The sequence below is a fragment of the Salipaludibacillus aurantiacus genome (genome assembly GCF_900111295.1).
Lineage (GTDB): Bacteria > Bacillota > Bacilli > Bacillales > Salisediminibacteriaceae > Salipaludibacillus > Salipaludibacillus aurantiacus.
This window is the reverse complement of the sequence record NZ_FOGT01000007.1, coordinates 77,614-92,290: the sequence shown is the minus strand read 5'-3', so window position 1 is coordinate 92,290 and position 14,677 is coordinate 77,614. Positions and strand designations below refer to the sequence as shown.

Genomic DNA, 14,677 nt, shown 5'->3' with positions numbered 1-14,677 from the left:
ACAATAATCCCATGAGCAAGACCACATTACTAAGGGGGTATTAAAACGTGAGAAATTATTTGTTGGCATTGTCGGTCTCATTAATAGTTGTAATCAGTCTTGTTGGATGTGGCGCAGAAGGTGAAGGAGAAGGTTCAAGCGCGGAAGAAAATGAAAGCGCTTCACAAGTGGACCTTAATTACTGGGTTCCTTTCAGCGGCGGTGACGGAGAGTATATGGAAAATCTCGTAGGTCAGTTTAATGACGAGCACGAAGATATCGAGGTTAGCATGCTCAATATTGAATGGGAAGAATATTACACAAAACTCAGAACGGCGATGAATTCACAAACTGGCCCGGATGTAGCGATTGCCCATGCGTCGCGTCTTATTGAATTAGTCCCTGGCGGTAATGTGGAAGCATTGGATGAGTTAGCTGGCGAAGCAGATGTCGACTGGTCAGAGTATAGTGAAAACCAGATAGACGCGACCATCTTTGATGATGCGCATTATGCAGTTCCTTTGGATGCTCATGCGCTTATTATGTACTACAACAAAGCGTACCTGGAAGAGGCCGGGCTTCTCAACGAAGACGGCGAATATGCACTTGACGGAGGAATAGGCCAGTTTATTGAAGACTTAAAAACTATTGAAGAAAACGTAGCTGATGACGTGTTTCCGTTTGTTTCTAATACAAATGAAGTTTACCCTTTCTGGATCTGGTATACGATGAACGCCCAGCTTGGCGGCTCGTATATTGAAGGTGATGAAGCCGTCATGAACAGTCCTGAAGGGATAGAAGCTTTAACAACAATGAAAAATATGGTTGAAGAAGATTTATGGCCGAAAAATGTCACTAACGGTTATGATTTATTCCGTTCGGGAAGAGCCGCTTTTAACTTTGCGGGTGTCTGGGCAACGGGTAACTACGAGCAGGAAGAAGGACTGGAGTTTGGTGCCAGCCCTATTCCTCAGCTGTTTGACGACAGCAAAGCATGGGGAGATTCCCATACGCTGATTTTACCTTCCCAGGATAGTGAAGAACAGAAAAAAGCCGCGCTTATATTTGCGGACTGGTTAGCTGATAATGGGGCGTACTGGGCACAGGCAGGCCATGTGCCATCCAAGCCGGCCATACTTGAATCAGAAGACTATCTGGAGCTTGACTACCGCCCGGGATATGCGGATGTTTTGGCAGACGTTGAGTATATGCCTAACCACCCCGCTTTAGGAGCTGTTAATGATGTCATGATCCAGCAGTTCTCTCAAGTATTAAACAGCGATATGACGCCGGAAGAAGGACTTGAGACAGCGGAGAGGAATGCTCAGAACGCAATTGAGCAAAATTAATTTAATGAGGGGATGCAATTCATTTGCACCCCTCCTCTTTATTAACAGGGGGTGACAGAAAATTGCAAAAATTAACAGATGTGGAAGCAAACGATATTCAGAAGAAGGAAATGAGACTCAGCAAAATAAAGAAACGTGAGATCTGGAAAACAAACTTAACCGCATGGTTGTTTCTTCTGCCGTTTGTCCTTTTATATCTCATTTTTATGGTCTACCCGATCGTTGAAGGGTTTATTATAAGCTTGACAACGGGCGGATTTGGCGGGGACAGGGAATTTGTAGGGTTAAGCAATTATATGACGATGTTAACCGATGTTTACTTTTGGGAGGCATTGTGGAACACAGTCCTCTTTGTACTTATTTCCACCCCTTCTATTGTTGTACTTGGGCTTTTGATGGCCTTGCTCGTTAACATGGGATTAAAAGGAACAACATTTATACGGGCGGCCTTTTTCGTTCCATACATGCTGTCAATTTCAGTTATGGCGAGTATTTTCGTGTTTATTTTTCAGCCGTATACCGGGCTGTTAAATGAAATACTCAGATCCATTGGGCTGATTGACGGCGAGATTTTCTGGCTCGGAGAAACCGCACTGGCCTGGATGTCTATTTTAATAGCGACACTTTGGTGGACAGTTGGTTTTAATATGGTCCTGTTTTTAGCAGGCCTCCAGGATATTTCAGAAGAGTGGTATGAAGCAGCGGATATGGACGGTGCCAATGCCTGGCAGAAATTTTGGCACATTACCCTCCCTTCGCTGCGCGGTGTTCTCACATTAGTCGTGATCCTGCAGTCGGTCGCCTCTTTTAAACTATTTGGGCAGCCGTGGCTTATGACTGGCGGGGGCCCCGGCACGTCGACCCGTCCGCTTGTTCAGTATATTTATGAACTCGGTTTCAGGAACTGGAACCCCGGATATGCCTCCGCGGTATCCTACGTTCTTTTTCTTGTGATGATGATTTTTGCTTTTATCCAATACAAATTGTTAATCAAAAAAGAAGATTAAGGGGGGAAGCTGGATGAAAAACAAAGTCAGATCAACTCGTTTACCGGCATATATTGCGGCTTACGGGCTTGTAGCCATTATGCTGATTCCGATCATTTGGATGTTTTGGGTGTCTTTTAAGCCGATCAACTCAATTGTTACTGTCATTGGAGAACTGCTTACCCCGCCTTACACAATGGAAAGTTATGTGAGAGTTCAGGAGTCATCAATGATTTGGAGGTGGACGATTAACAGCGTCATTGTTGGCGTTATTCAAACAGCAGGGACGCTTTTATTAAGCTCACTTGCGGCATTTGCCATTTCACGGATTCCTTTTAAGGGAAAAACTTTTATATTTCTGTTAATTCTGGCCGGGTTAATGGTTCCGGTGGAAGCGACGATTGTCCCTTTATATGAAATGATTGTCCAGTTAGGATGGGTGAACAGCTATCCTGCTCTTATTCTTCCGGGAATCGCTCTGCCTCTTGGTGTATTAATACTCAAGCAGTTTTATGACGGCATCCCGAATGATCTCATGGAAGCCGCTAAAATTGATGGGGCTAACTTGCTGAGAATCTGGTGGAGTATCTTTTTACCGCTGTCCCGCACCTCAATGGCAGCGCTGGCCATATTTATATTCGTGCAATCATGGAACAACTTTCTCTGGCCGCTTCTCGTAGCCAATGACCAGAGTATGATGACGCTGCCGGTAGCCATCCCTACCTTTCAAAGCAGTTTCACAACTGACTTAACTGTACCTATGGCTGCCAATGTGCTGGCGAGTATTCCTGCGTTAATCTTCTTTCTGATATTCCAGAAACAGATTATTAAAGGAATTGCCATGACCGGGATCAAGTAAATGACGGAGGGACCATTATGGAAAAAAAAATAGACCTTAACGGTGTTTGGAAATTTAATAAAGACCCGGCTCAAACCGGGGAAAGGGAGTCCTGGCAGGAGGGCCTGCCGCAGGGAATGGAAGTAACTGTCCCGCATATTTGGCAGACTGAGGGCGGCAGCCTGCTTCATTATACAGGTATGGCGTGGTACGAAAAGGAAGTGAGTATCGATCAGCCCGGGACAGGAAAAAAAATTCACCTCCATTTTGCAGCTGTCGATTATGAAGCGATGGTATGGATCAACGGGAAATATGCAGGAAGCCATGAGGGAGGGTTTACCCCTTTTTCAATTGATATCACGGATAAGTTAAATGAAACCGGCCAGCAGCGAATCGTCGTCCGAGTATATGATCCTCAGGATAATGCAGAGATTCCAATCGGAAAACAAGGCAGCTGGTATACAAGAGTGAGCGGAATCTGGCAGGACGTCTGGCTCGAAATAAATGAGGAACTGTTTATTGAAAGCATTCATGTAACACCTGATTGCGATAACGAAGAAGCGAAAGTGACCGTCACTTTGTCCGAAAAACCGCTGGAGCCTGTTTTGGCACATATCAGCTGTACGCCATATCCGGATGACAGCGATAAGGACCAGGCCACACGGCTGGAAGTGACTCTGCCGGAAAAAAAGAATACTTTTGCTTTTTCAATGAAAGGCGCGGAACAGTGGTCGCCCGATCATCCCGCCCTGTACGAGATTAAAGCCGGGATTAAGAATGGAGAGGAAGACTCAGCGGTCTTTGGCATGCGCCATATTTCATTCAGTGAAGGGACGCTCTATTTAAACGGTAAGCCATTGTACCTACGGGGAGCGCTTGACCAGGCTTACTATCCTGATACGATTTATTCGGCCCCGTCGGATGAGTACATTATTAACGAAATTAAACAAGCCAAAAAAATGGGCCTTAATATGCTCCGGAAACACATTAAAATTGAACTGCCGCGCTATCTTTACTGGGCAGACCGCCTGGGAATGCTTATCTGGGCCGAGCCACCGAATTATATTAAATGGACGAAGCAGGGAACGAAACGGTTTGAACAGGATCTGGAAGCCATGATCCAAAGGGATTACAATCACCCTTCCATTATTATCTGGTCTCTGTATAACGAAGAATGGGGCCTGGAATGGACTTTGTCAAAGGATGAAGAAAAACAAACTCACGTAGAGGAACTGTTTGACCGGGTTAAACAAATGGATCCGTCCCGTTTAATTTGTGATAATTCAGGGTGGATTCACGTAAAGACAGATATAAATGACTATCATCGCTACTTTACGATGCCTGAACAAAAAGAAGAATGGGAGAAAGACCTCGATACATTTATAGTCGGAGACAAAACATTAAATTTCGTGGATGGGTTTGAGTCGAGGCAGGAACCGGTCATCGTTTCAGAATTTGGCATGTGGGGCCTGCCGGATGTAGAAAAATTATTTAAACATTATGGAGGAGAGCCATGGTGGTTTCAAAACCAGGGTGATGAGACGCATAATGAAGACTATAAATCTCCGAAAACAGCAGAAGTGAATTTTCAAAGGTTTCAATTTGATCATATGTTCAAGGATTTCAATGAACTAACTGATGTGTCCCGAAAGCGGATGTTCCGTGGCATTAAATCTTTGATTCAGGAAATGAGAAAACGAAAAGATCTGAGCGGGTATGTCGTTACCGAATTTACCGATGTGGAGTGGGAAACAAACGGCTGGCTGGACTATTTGCGCCAACCGAAATTTAAGCCGGAAGAGATGCGCACATTTAATGGGGAAGTGATCGTGGTGCCGGAGGTTTCTAAAAGAAATGCCTGGTGCGGTGATACGCTGGTCATCGACCTCTATTTTTCCAACCACAGTCATCATTCCTTGAAAGGAGACGTGCATTGGGGGATTCCGGGAACAGATTTGAAGGGATCTTTCCCTGTTCACCTTAACGCGGAGCCAGTCACTGAACTTAAGGAAGCCATTCGTTTTTCGGTTCCGGAAGTAACAGGACCTGAATTAAAAGATCTTCGTCTTCAGTTTGTTGAGAACGGGGGGAACAACTGTGAAGTAACAGAAGAATTGATGTTTGCTCCAAAGGTTAAAAATCTGTCGTGCCGTTTTTATCCGGCAGCTTTGTCATCGGAAACTGTTCAGGCTTTCGAACAAATGGGAGGAACAGCTGTTGATTCTGTTAGCGAGGCTGAGGTCATTCTGGCAGCAGAATGGACTCCTGAAGCGGCCCAAGGGACGAGAGAAGGAAAGACAGTTGTGTTTTTTGCCGAACAAGGCGATGAGATACCGAATAAAGGCTATTATTCGTTCAAACAGCTCCCTCCGGGGGAAAGCTGGCAGCGCTCTTCCTCTATGCAGGCTGTAAATAAGACATTTTTTGGTGAAGTGCCTATAAGAAAAGAGCTGGGATGGGAAATGGAAGGTCTTTACCCTGACTGCATTATTCCGTTTACTGATTACAGTAAAGAAGGCGGCAGAACCGTTTACCTCTTCGGTAATCCGCATTATGCCGAGACAAGTGACATTCTTGGCGTGTATTTTGAAGGGTGGATCGGCCAGGTCGGCGGTTCCTTTATTAAGCAGAGTGTAGGCACAGGTACGGTTTACGTCACAACATGGAAGCTGCTCGAAAATTTAACAAGTCAGCCGTTAGCCGGCCATATTATTAAACAAGTCATTGATTAAGCCTGAGAGCATGAGAATGTTGAAAAAATCGAGAGGAACTAATTGAGCCGGGCGGAAAATGAGAGAATAGAGGGTAGGCTGCAAACTGGATGTGACCTGGGGAAGTATGGAGTGGCCCAGGTTAATATGAGTGCACCACAATCTGGGGGCAGCAACGGGAGAAGCAGGGAGCATCGCTCTTTGCTTCTTTTCAGTTCAGCAGTCTATAAAAATGGGGCAGTGGGTGCTGGAGATTTATTAAAAAAGCAGGTGTGAAAAAAGGAAAAATAACCGGCCTTAGGCGGATGCAGCGCTTAAGGCCGGTAAATTTATGAAGTTATCAGGGGGGGATAACTTCATGCAAAGGGGGGGGAAACGTTTGAGATCTCCTCTTACAATTAGTATGTTATCAGGTAATTGTTTAGAGAATTTATAGATCGTGTAAAGGTTTGTTAAATTATTTGTTTCTTTGACGAGGGGAAGGGGCGGGGCTTTTTGAAATTTTGGTAAGTGGGTGATAATCGAGAAATATGAGCCGCTCAGGGGACGGGCGCCGGTGTGAGCGGATGATAAAAGCAATAAAAGAGCTGCTCAAGAGTCGGGAGCCGAAGTGAGCGGATGATAAAAGGGGTAAAAGAGCCGCTCAGGTGCTGTGAGCCGTCGTGAGCGGATGATAAAAGCAATAAAAGAGCCGCTCATGGGGTTGGAGCCGTTGTGAGCGGATGATAAAAGGGGTAAAAGAGCCGCTCAAGTGCTGTGAGCCGTTGTGAGCGGATGATAAAAGCAATAAAAGAGCCGCTCAAGTGCTGTGAGCCGTTGTGAGCGGGTGATAAAAGGGATATAAGAGCCGCTCAGGTGTCGGGAGCCGATGTGAGCGGATGATAAAAGCAATAAAAGAGCCGCTCAAGTGCTGTGAGTCGTCGTGAGCGGATGATAAAAGCAATAAAAGAGCCGCTCATGGGGCGGGAGCCGGTGTGAGTGGGTGATAAAAGGGATATAAGAGCCGCTCAGGTGCTGTGAGCCGTCGTGAGCGGATGATAAAAGCAATAAAAGAGCCGCTCAAGTGCCGTGAGCCGGTGCGAGCGGGTGATAAAAGGGATATAAGAGCCGCTCATGTGCCGTGAGCCGGTGTGAGCGGATGATAAAAGCAATAAAAGAGCCGCTCATGCGTCGTAAGCCGGTGCGAGCGGGTGATAAAAGGGATATAAGAGCCGCTCGAGTGCCACGAGTCGATGCGAGAGGATGATATAAGTAATATATGAGCCGCTCGCATGAAGAGCGCCACCCTGAGTGGCTAATAAAAGCAATATATCAGCCGTCCAGGTGGCTAAAACGAGTATGAGCGGCTCATATCCTTCTCCCAATAATTCAACGCTTCCCTATGCCAGCACTTCTCCATTCCCCGAACCCCCCCTCCCTCCAAAAAAACCTGGAAGCAAGAGAATCATCTCTTGAAACTTCCAGGTTCCCGAAAACTCTTTAACTCACTTTAGGTGAATCTGTAATCGGCAGGTTAAATCCGCCTTCTTTTTTAGCTCGCATCCATTGCACGACGACCACTACGGCGATAATGGAAACGGCAATGATGTCCTGAATCCAGTTCGGATTCATAAATAATAACGCTCCGCCAAACAAGAGAACCCGTATGATCGGATTTATTCTTGTTAAGAAGTAGCCTTCAGCCGCAATGCCGAGCATTACGACGCCTGTTACTGAAGTAACGACGACCAGGACTCCTTCCAGGAAAGTCGTATTGATCAGAAGCAAGTTATTATTATAAACAAAGATATAAGGGACGATGAAACCTGCGATGGCGAGTTTCATCGATATAAACCCGGTCCGCATCTGTTCGCCCCCCGATATTCCCGCAGCCGCAAAGGAGGCTAGAGCCACCGGAGGCGTAATGTTAGCGAAAATACCAAAGTAGAAAACAAACAAGTGGGCCACGAGCGGCTCAATGCCGAGTTCCACAAGTGCAGGGGCGGCCATCGTCGCTGTGATGATGTAGGTCGGAATACTCGGAAGCCCCATTCCAAGTACAATGCAGGCTACCATCGTAAACATCAGCGTAAGCAGAAGTGATTCCCCGCCTAATGTGACAATACTGTTTGCTAACTTCAGACCGAAGCCAGTGAGTGTCGCAATCCCGACAATCAGGCCGACAGAAGCACAGGCAATCGCAACAGTGAGCGCCGTCCGCGCCCCGTTTTCCAATGCCTGGACGATATCTTTAATCGTCATCCGTGTCGTTTTGCGAAGCATAGCAATTGCCACGGTCACAAGAATCGTCAGGAATGCAGAGTAAATAATCGTCCGTCCGCTGAAGAACAGCATATACATTAAAAATAACAGCGGAATCAATAAATGGCCCCGTTCTTTCATGACATCCATAATGCGAGGCAGATTGTCCCTGGAGATTCCTTTAAGTCCTTCTTTGGTTGCCCTCAGGTGAATTTGCACGATGACTCCAAGATAAAACAGCAAAGCTGGAAGAAGGGCTGCTAAAGCAATGTCCCGGTAAGGGATGCCCAGTATTTCAGCCATAATGAAGGCAGCGGCCCCCATAATAGGCGGCAGAATCTGCCCGCCGACACTGGCTGAAGCTTCAACGGCACCGGCAAAGTTTTTCTTATAGCCAATTTTTTTCATCAAAGGGATCGTAAATGATCCGGTGGTCACGACGTTGGCGACGGCAGCCCCGTTAATACTTCCGAGAAAGCCGCTGGCAATAACCGATACTTTAGCCGGCCCGCCTTTTGTCTGCCCTGCGATGGCCATGGCTAAATCATTGAAAAACTGGCCCATTCCTGATTTGGACAGAAAAGCTCCAAACAGAATAAACAGGAAGATGTAGGTGGCGGATACACTGATCGCTGTCCCGTACACACCCTCAGTTGTCGTATACATAAAACTGACGATTTCGTCCCATTCATATCCCCGGTGGCGGAAGATGCCTGCTAACGAATTGCCGTACAGGCCGTAAAGTAAAAAGAGGACAGCCAGTGCAGGAAGGGCCCACCCTGCTACTCTTCGGGCGGCTTCCAGCGTGAGAACGACCAGAATGGCCCCGAATACGAGGTCCATGTCATTCGGCATACCGCCGCGTCTGATAATGCCATCATAGTCGGCAAAAATATAAACCGTCGTAGACAACGCGAGTAAAGCAAATATCACGTCGTACCAGTGCAGTTTGCTCCTGTCGAGCTTTTTAAAAGCCGGGTAAATAAGAAAGATTAAAGCCAGAACCACTGCCACATGCAGGGAACGGTGCTGTAAAGTGACAGGGGTGCCGAAATAAGACGTATACAAGTGGTAAAGCGATAAAGCGATCGCCATCCCTGAAACAATGAGAGCGGCCGGCCTGAAACGGAAGTCCCTGAACCGCGATTCGTTATCATATTTTTCTAAAACTTTTTTCTCTTTTTCCCCGATCGGTTTTTCTTTGCTCATTGGGTCACCTCTTTTTAACAGTCAGTCTAATTGCTTCGTGGTGTGGAAGGTCGTTAACTGACAAGATGATTTCGTTATTCAGGTTCATTTCATGGTTGGCCTCGTGCGAGTGAATCCACGATAGGTTATCGATATGTTCGTCAATGTTGTCATAAGTAATCAATCCGTTTTCTATTTTCATCTCCCCTTTTTGATGGGGAACGCCGGCTCCATAAGAGGCAAAGCTCGTGCTTTTTAAAAGAAGGCTGTTATCTTCCTGAATCTCGTACGTTTCATTCCACGGTGTTTTCTCCACGGAGTGAATCCATGAGAATGTGAGGCGGTCTCCCTTGTTTGCCTCAGCTTCAAGAAGCACTTCTCCCGTTCTCGCCTCTTCAAAAATGAGCCGGACGTGTTCTTCGTCAGACTGAAATAAAGATGCCGTAAAGGTGCCGGCCAAAATCATCATTGCAGCTGCTAACAGTTTTCCCGTCATGGCAAAGTGCAGAGGAAACGGATGTTTCCCCTGCTTCCCTCCTCATTTAGTCAAGTACACCTTCTTCTTCAAAATAACGCTCGGCGCCCGGGTGTAATGGGACAGGCATTCCTTCCTGGATCGTTTCAAGTGTAATATCCTGAGCCGCATTATGGGAACTGTGGATACTATCCAGGTTATCAAACAGAGATTTCGTTATTTCATACACTGTATCTTCTGATAATTCGCTGTTTACAAGCAAAAGGTTTGTAATAGTCGCTGTGTTGACATCCTCTTCCTGATCGTATGTGCCTCCTTCAATTGTTCCGGTGGAGAAGAACGGATACTCTTCCATCAGGCTGTCCATCGCTTCTCCTTCAATAGGAAGGACTTTCGCATCATGTGTAGTAGATAAATCAATAACGGTCGCATTTGGAACCCCGCTTGTCACAAAGGCAGCCTCAACCATTCCATTTTTGATCTGATCGATGGCTTCGCTGTATGAAAGGAAATCTTCATCAATATCATCGTAGCTCATGCCGTGAGCGTCTAAAATCATACGGGCGTTAAGTTCGACACCGGACCCCGGTGCCCCAACACCAACGCTTCGGCCTTCTAAATCTTCTATGGATTCAATGCCTGTGTCCTCGGTTGTCACCACTTGAACAAAGTTAGGATACAAGGCGGCTAATCCCGTTAAGTTTTCCTTCGGTGCTTCGTCCTCAAAAGGGCCCGTTCCTTCATATGCCTGGGCCACGGCATCAGCCATTGTGATTGCAAGTTCTGTACGGTTTGTATCGAGCAAATTAATATTTTCCACAGACGCTCCAGTGGACTGGACTGATGTATCTATGCCAAGATCTCCTTCGAGAATATTAGCGATGGCGCCGCCGATCGGATAGTAGACCCCTGATGTACCACCCGTGGCAACGGTTACAAATAAATCTTCATCAAGACCTGCTGACTCTTCTCCAGCGTTATTATTGTTATTGTTTGCCGCAGCGGTATCATCCCCGTCTGCGTTGTTACCCCCATTACCTTCATCTCCGCATGCAACTAACCCAACTGACAATAGTCCGCCTAACAGTACCGATAGTGATTTTTTCATGTGAAATCCCCCTTAAGATGTGTTATTAATATAAGTTGCAATAATCATGCCAATTTTCAGAATCGTTGGTCTCATGCGATTTTAATGAAAACGCATACATTTACTCGTCAGGAAATACCGGCATTTTCTGCCGGGTGTGAAAGAAATGCCGGTTGTCCTGAAATGGATTAATCCTGTTCGTATTGTTTCAGCTTATCTCTGAGGCTGCGTTCGCTGATGCCTAACGCGAGTGCCGTATTCTTTTTATGGCCGCCCTGGTGTTCTAAGTTAGTTAATATAAACTGTTTCTCCAGTTCCTTGACGGTGAGGCCGATAAAAGGCTGCAAGGAGGCGGAAGGGTTTGCTCTCTGTTTACCGGAGCGTTTCATTGAACCGGGTAAGTCTGAGACGCCTATTTCATCCCCTTCGGCAAACACCATTGAGGCTTCAATGATATTTGCCAGTTCCCTGATGTTGCCGGGATAATCATAGGCGGTCATTCTTGCTTCTGCTTCTTTAGTCAACGTTTTGCGGGGCAGCCCAAGCTCCCGATGGTTTTTATCAATTAAATAATTAATCAGGAATGGCAGATCACTTTTCCTGTCCCGGAGTGGAGGCGTATGAATCTCAATGACGTTAAGCCTGAAATAAAGGTCTTCTCTGAAGTTCCCTTCCTCCATTTCTTTTTCCAGATCCAGGTTTGTCGCCGCGATGACTCTCACATCGAGCGTTTTCGTTTCATTCGAGCCTAAACGTGTCACCTCTTTTGTCTGCAGGATTCTCAACAGTTTTGCCTGGAGGGAATGGGGCATGTCCCCGATTTCGTCAAGAAATAGTGTCCCTTTGTTTGCCAGCTCAAACTTTCCCGGCTTGGGACTGACAGCTCCAGTAAAAGCCCCTTTTTCGTAACCGAATAATTCGCTTTCAAGAAGCTGTTCTGGAATGGCTGCGCAATTAACAATCTCTAAAGGGCCTTTTGCTCGCTTGCCTGAATAGTGAATCGCTCTCGCAATCAGCTCTTTGCCTGTTCCGCTCTCACCGGTGATGAGGACATTAGTGTCTACTTCCTTGACTTTGTCTACAAGGCTGAACACTTTCTGCATCTCCTCGCTCTGACCTACCATTTCCTCATAGCGGTATTTCTTTTGCAGTTCTTTGGATAAGTATTCAACTTGCTGGTTCAGTTCTTTATATTTGAGCGCCTTTTCAATGTTGGCCTTAAGTTCATCCATATTAACTGGTTTTGTGACGTAGGAAAAAGCGCCGTTTTGCAAAGCGGCGACAGACGTTTCAATTGTTCCGTAAGCGGTAATCATGATGACTTCCATCGCCGGCTGAAGCTGTTTAAACTGCTTTAGTACGTCGACTCCGTCGGTATTTCCTATTTTCAGATCGAGCAGGCAGATCTGGTAAACACTGTGCTCCACAAGACTTAAAGCTTCCTGAGGCTCTGTCGTCGCTGTAACATTGTAGTCGTCTTCGAGCGCGAAGGTTAACGACGAGCAGATGGCCTGTTCATCATCCAAAATTAAAATGTTGATCATGCTGTATCATTCCTTTCCTGAAGCCTTAAAAATAAGCGTCATTTTTGTCCCAGCATTTTTTCGGCTCGTTATCTTTAATTCCCCGTCATTTTCTTCAATCATCTGCCCAGCGATTGCAAGCCCGAGTCCTGTCCCTTTCGATTTTGTTGTATAAAAAGGTTCCAGAATTTTTTTGCGCTCATCACCGGTCATACCGATGCCATTATCAGTGACCTCAATAGAAATGGTGTGCTGGTTTTTGCGAGCGGCAAGGGTCAGGCTTAATGGATTCCGTTCTTCGGCCGGGTCTGCTGCCTGCTTTTCCTCAAGGGCGTCCAGCGAGTTAATAATTAAATTAATAACAATCTGTTTCAGCTGGTGAGGATCGGCTTCAATAAATAACTCTTCCGGAACGTCAAAATGGAACTCGAAGCCTTTATTCGCAGCTGTGGGTTCAAACAAAATAAAGCATTCGTGAAGCAGTTTTTTGACATGAATCACTTCGATCGTCTGATGCCGGGGCCGTGCGTAGTTTATCAGCCCCTCGATCAGCTCGCTGACCCGGACAATTTCTTTTGGCACATAAGTGGAGATTTGCTGCTGGAATTTTTCATTGTGCATTTTAGTCGGAATCAGCTCCACAAAAGTTTTAATTGAACTGAGAGGGTTCCTGATTTCATGGGCAATTCCTGCGACTACACGGCTTAATGCCTGGTTTTTTTCCTGTTCAAACAGCTTTTTTCTTAACGTGAATTCTTCTGTCACGTCTTCAAAAGTCAAAATTAGTCCGTTGATCTGCTGGTCGTAGTTATAAAGCGGGTAAACGAAATACCGCAACTGAAAAAAGTGGCCATCGCTTCTTGTCCAGTTCATATGTTCACCTAAAAAACGCACTTTTTCTCCTTTAAGGACACGTTCAGCTTTTTCTTTCAGCAGTTCACGAACAAGGTTTACTTCTTCGTAAGGGGTATGAACAGGAGGAACTGCAATACCTGACACTTGAGTCGCCTGCGGATTAAACTTTGTAATCTTACCGCCTTTGTCGAGCGTCACAATTCCGCGGGGACTGCTGTCCAATATCTGATTTAAAAATTCGTTGTTATTCCGTTTCAACTCTATTTGCTGCAAAAGGGAGTGGTTCAATTCGTTTAAATCAGCTGTTTTCTTTTCTACTTTCGTCTGCAGCTGGCGGTTCCAGCGAACACTGATAAGAAATAATAAGAGCAGGATGATTAGTAGGCCCGCTGCGACCTGGACGGAAATTAACAGCCACCTGGCAAATGGATCGTCGTCCTGAAAGTATTGGTCATACAATTCGCTGTATGCTCCCGAGGCTTTCATCCGGCGGATTTCAGAGTTTAACTGATTTAAGAGGGAATAGTTCTCTCTTTGAACAGCGAACGAATAATCAACATGCAGCAGATGGGAATCGGCGAACGTATACTCATCTTCCAGGCCATACTGTTCCAGCAGGGTGTTTGCAGTGACGACATTTCCTGCAAAAGCATCGGCCCGGCCTTCTATGAATATATCAAGCGCACGCCGCTGGCTGCTCGTAACTTGAAATTGAATGCGCCTTATATTTCTTAAAAACTCGTATTCGACCGTCTCATTTTGCAAGGCGACGAGTGACTCGGACAGGTCTGTCACAACGTCTATGTCCTCATCATCCACCCGTGTCAAAACTCCGACCGAAGTAGAAAAAACAGCATCTGTAAATTCCATCATAGTGGAATGCTTTTCAGAGAAAGGAATACTTAAAATAATATCGATTTCCTGGTCAGTAATCTTTGCAATCGCTTCCGATTTTGTCATCGGTTCATAAACGATATCTAAGCCGGCAGCCTCCGATATGCGGTCCATTAATTCAAGGGAAAAGCCGCGGTTTTCACCGTCATCCATATGGAGAGGAACAAGCTCAGGATCATAAGCCACAATGAGAGGTTCGGACTGCGTGTCTGTTTCAGTTTGAGCATGGTGGTCGGCAACTATTGCAGCGGTATGTGGCGGGCTAATGAGCATTCCGGTAAGCAAGGCAATAATCAAGATATGTTTCACCTGTGGGGCACCTCCTTTAGTGAACGGGAATTTTCGAATATTCGAACTAATTTGTGCGAGCCGGTTCATCCATAATTTTAGCAGTAATGGGCAAGGCATCCTACTTGAAAAAAAAGTATATTTTTGTCGTTTCAGGTTTGAGTGAGGGGAGCAGGGCAGCAAATTGAGCCGCTCATGTGACGTGGGCCGAGGTGAGCGGATGATAAAAGTAATATATGAGCCGCTGGGGTGCCTGGAGCCGG

The 14,677-nt window shown here is 46.0% G+C and carries 10 protein-coding genes; 4 read left to right on the top strand and 6 right to left on the bottom strand.

Features of this window, described 5'->3' with window-relative positions; all coding sequences use genetic code 11:
- The first annotated feature begins 47 nt into the window (after positions 1–47).
- The 4 genes from BMW59_RS10315 (at position 48) to BMW59_RS10300 (ending at position 5,884) form a co-directional block, all read left to right on the top strand.
- Positions 48–1,328 carry an ABC transporter substrate-binding protein gene (locus BMW59_RS10315; protein ID WP_093051313.1) on the top strand — a complete coding sequence of 427 codons (1,281 nt, stop codon included), beginning with the start codon at positions 48–50 and terminating at the stop codon, positions 1,326–1,328.
- A gap of 62 nt (positions 1,329–1,390) precedes the next feature.
- Entirely contained in the window at positions 1,391–2,335 is a 945-nt protein-coding gene (locus BMW59_RS10310) for a carbohydrate ABC transporter permease (RefSeq protein WP_245733054.1), read from the top strand.
- A 13-nt stretch (positions 2,336–2,348) separates the two neighbouring features.
- Positions 2,349–3,173, top strand: coding sequence for a carbohydrate ABC transporter permease (locus tag BMW59_RS10305; RefSeq protein WP_093051310.1), 825 nt, complete (start codon positions 2,349–2,351; stop codon positions 3,171–3,173).
- 17 nt (positions 3,174–3,190) lie between these two features.
- Positions 3,191–5,884, top strand: coding sequence for a glycoside hydrolase family 2 protein (locus tag BMW59_RS10300; protein ID WP_093051307.1), 2,694 nt, complete (start codon positions 3,191–3,193; stop codon positions 5,882–5,884).
- 1,142 nt (positions 5,885–7,026) lie between these two features.
- On the opposite strand, the gene BMW59_RS21360 is transcribed toward BMW59_RS10300, so the two are convergent.
- The 6 genes from BMW59_RS21360 to BMW59_RS10270 form a co-directional block, all read right to left on the bottom strand.
- On the bottom strand, positions 7,027–7,227 hold the full coding sequence (locus BMW59_RS21360; protein ID WP_143051216.1) for a hypothetical protein: 201 nt from the start codon (positions 7,225–7,227) through the stop codon (positions 7,027–7,029).
- Between the two features lie 115 nt (positions 7,228–7,342).
- Positions 7,343–9,313 carry a TRAP transporter permease gene (locus BMW59_RS10290; protein WP_093051301.1) on the bottom strand — a complete coding sequence of 657 codons (1,971 nt, stop codon included), beginning with the start codon at positions 9,311–9,313 and terminating at the stop codon, positions 7,343–7,345.
- A gap of 4 nt (positions 9,314–9,317) precedes the next feature.
- Positions 9,318–9,788, bottom strand: coding sequence for a DUF1850 domain-containing protein (locus BMW59_RS10285; protein WP_093051298.1), 471 nt, complete (start codon positions 9,786–9,788; stop codon positions 9,318–9,320).
- A gap of 46 nt (positions 9,789–9,834) precedes the next feature.
- Positions 9,835–10,875 carry a TAXI family TRAP transporter solute-binding subunit gene (locus BMW59_RS10280; RefSeq protein ID WP_093051295.1) on the bottom strand — a complete coding sequence of 347 codons (1,041 nt, stop codon included), beginning with the start codon at positions 10,873–10,875 and terminating at the stop codon, positions 9,835–9,837.
- Between the two features lie 167 nt (positions 10,876–11,042).
- Positions 11,043–12,398: a sigma-54-dependent transcriptional regulator gene (locus BMW59_RS10275; protein WP_177174282.1), complete on the bottom strand. Its 1,356-nt coding sequence runs from the start codon at positions 12,396–12,398 to the stop codon at positions 11,043–11,045.
- 6 nt (positions 12,399–12,404) lie between these two features.
- Entirely contained in the window at positions 12,405–14,435 is a 2,031-nt protein-coding gene (locus BMW59_RS10270; RefSeq protein ID WP_177174281.1) for an ATP-binding protein, read from the bottom strand.
- Positions 14,436–14,677 lie beyond the last annotated feature (242 nt).

What these genes read in the sequence shown, in the direction of transcription:
- BMW59_RS10305 (WP_093051310.1), top strand. Translation starts at nt 2,349, where the DNA reads ATGAAAAACAAAGTCAGATCAACTCGTTTACCGGCATATATTGCGGCT.
- BMW59_RS10300 (WP_093051307.1), top strand. Translation starts at nt 3,191, where the DNA reads ATGGAAAAAAAAATAGACCTTAACGGTGTTTGGAAATTTAATAAAGAC.
- BMW59_RS10290 (WP_093051301.1), bottom strand. Translation starts at nt 9,313, where the DNA reads ATGAGCAAAGAAAAACCGATCGGGGAAAAAGAGAAAAAAGTTTTAGAA.
- BMW59_RS10285 (WP_093051298.1), bottom strand. Translation starts at nt 9,788, where the DNA reads ATGACGGGAAAACTGTTAGCAGCTGCAATGATGATTTTGGCCGGCACC.
- BMW59_RS10280 (WP_093051295.1), bottom strand. Translation starts at nt 10,875, where the DNA reads ATGAAAAAATCACTATCGGTACTGTTAGGCGGACTATTGTCAGTTGGG.
- BMW59_RS10275 (WP_177174282.1), bottom strand. Translation starts at nt 12,398, where the DNA reads ATGATCAACATTTTAATTTTGGATGATGAACAGGCCATCTGCTCGTCG.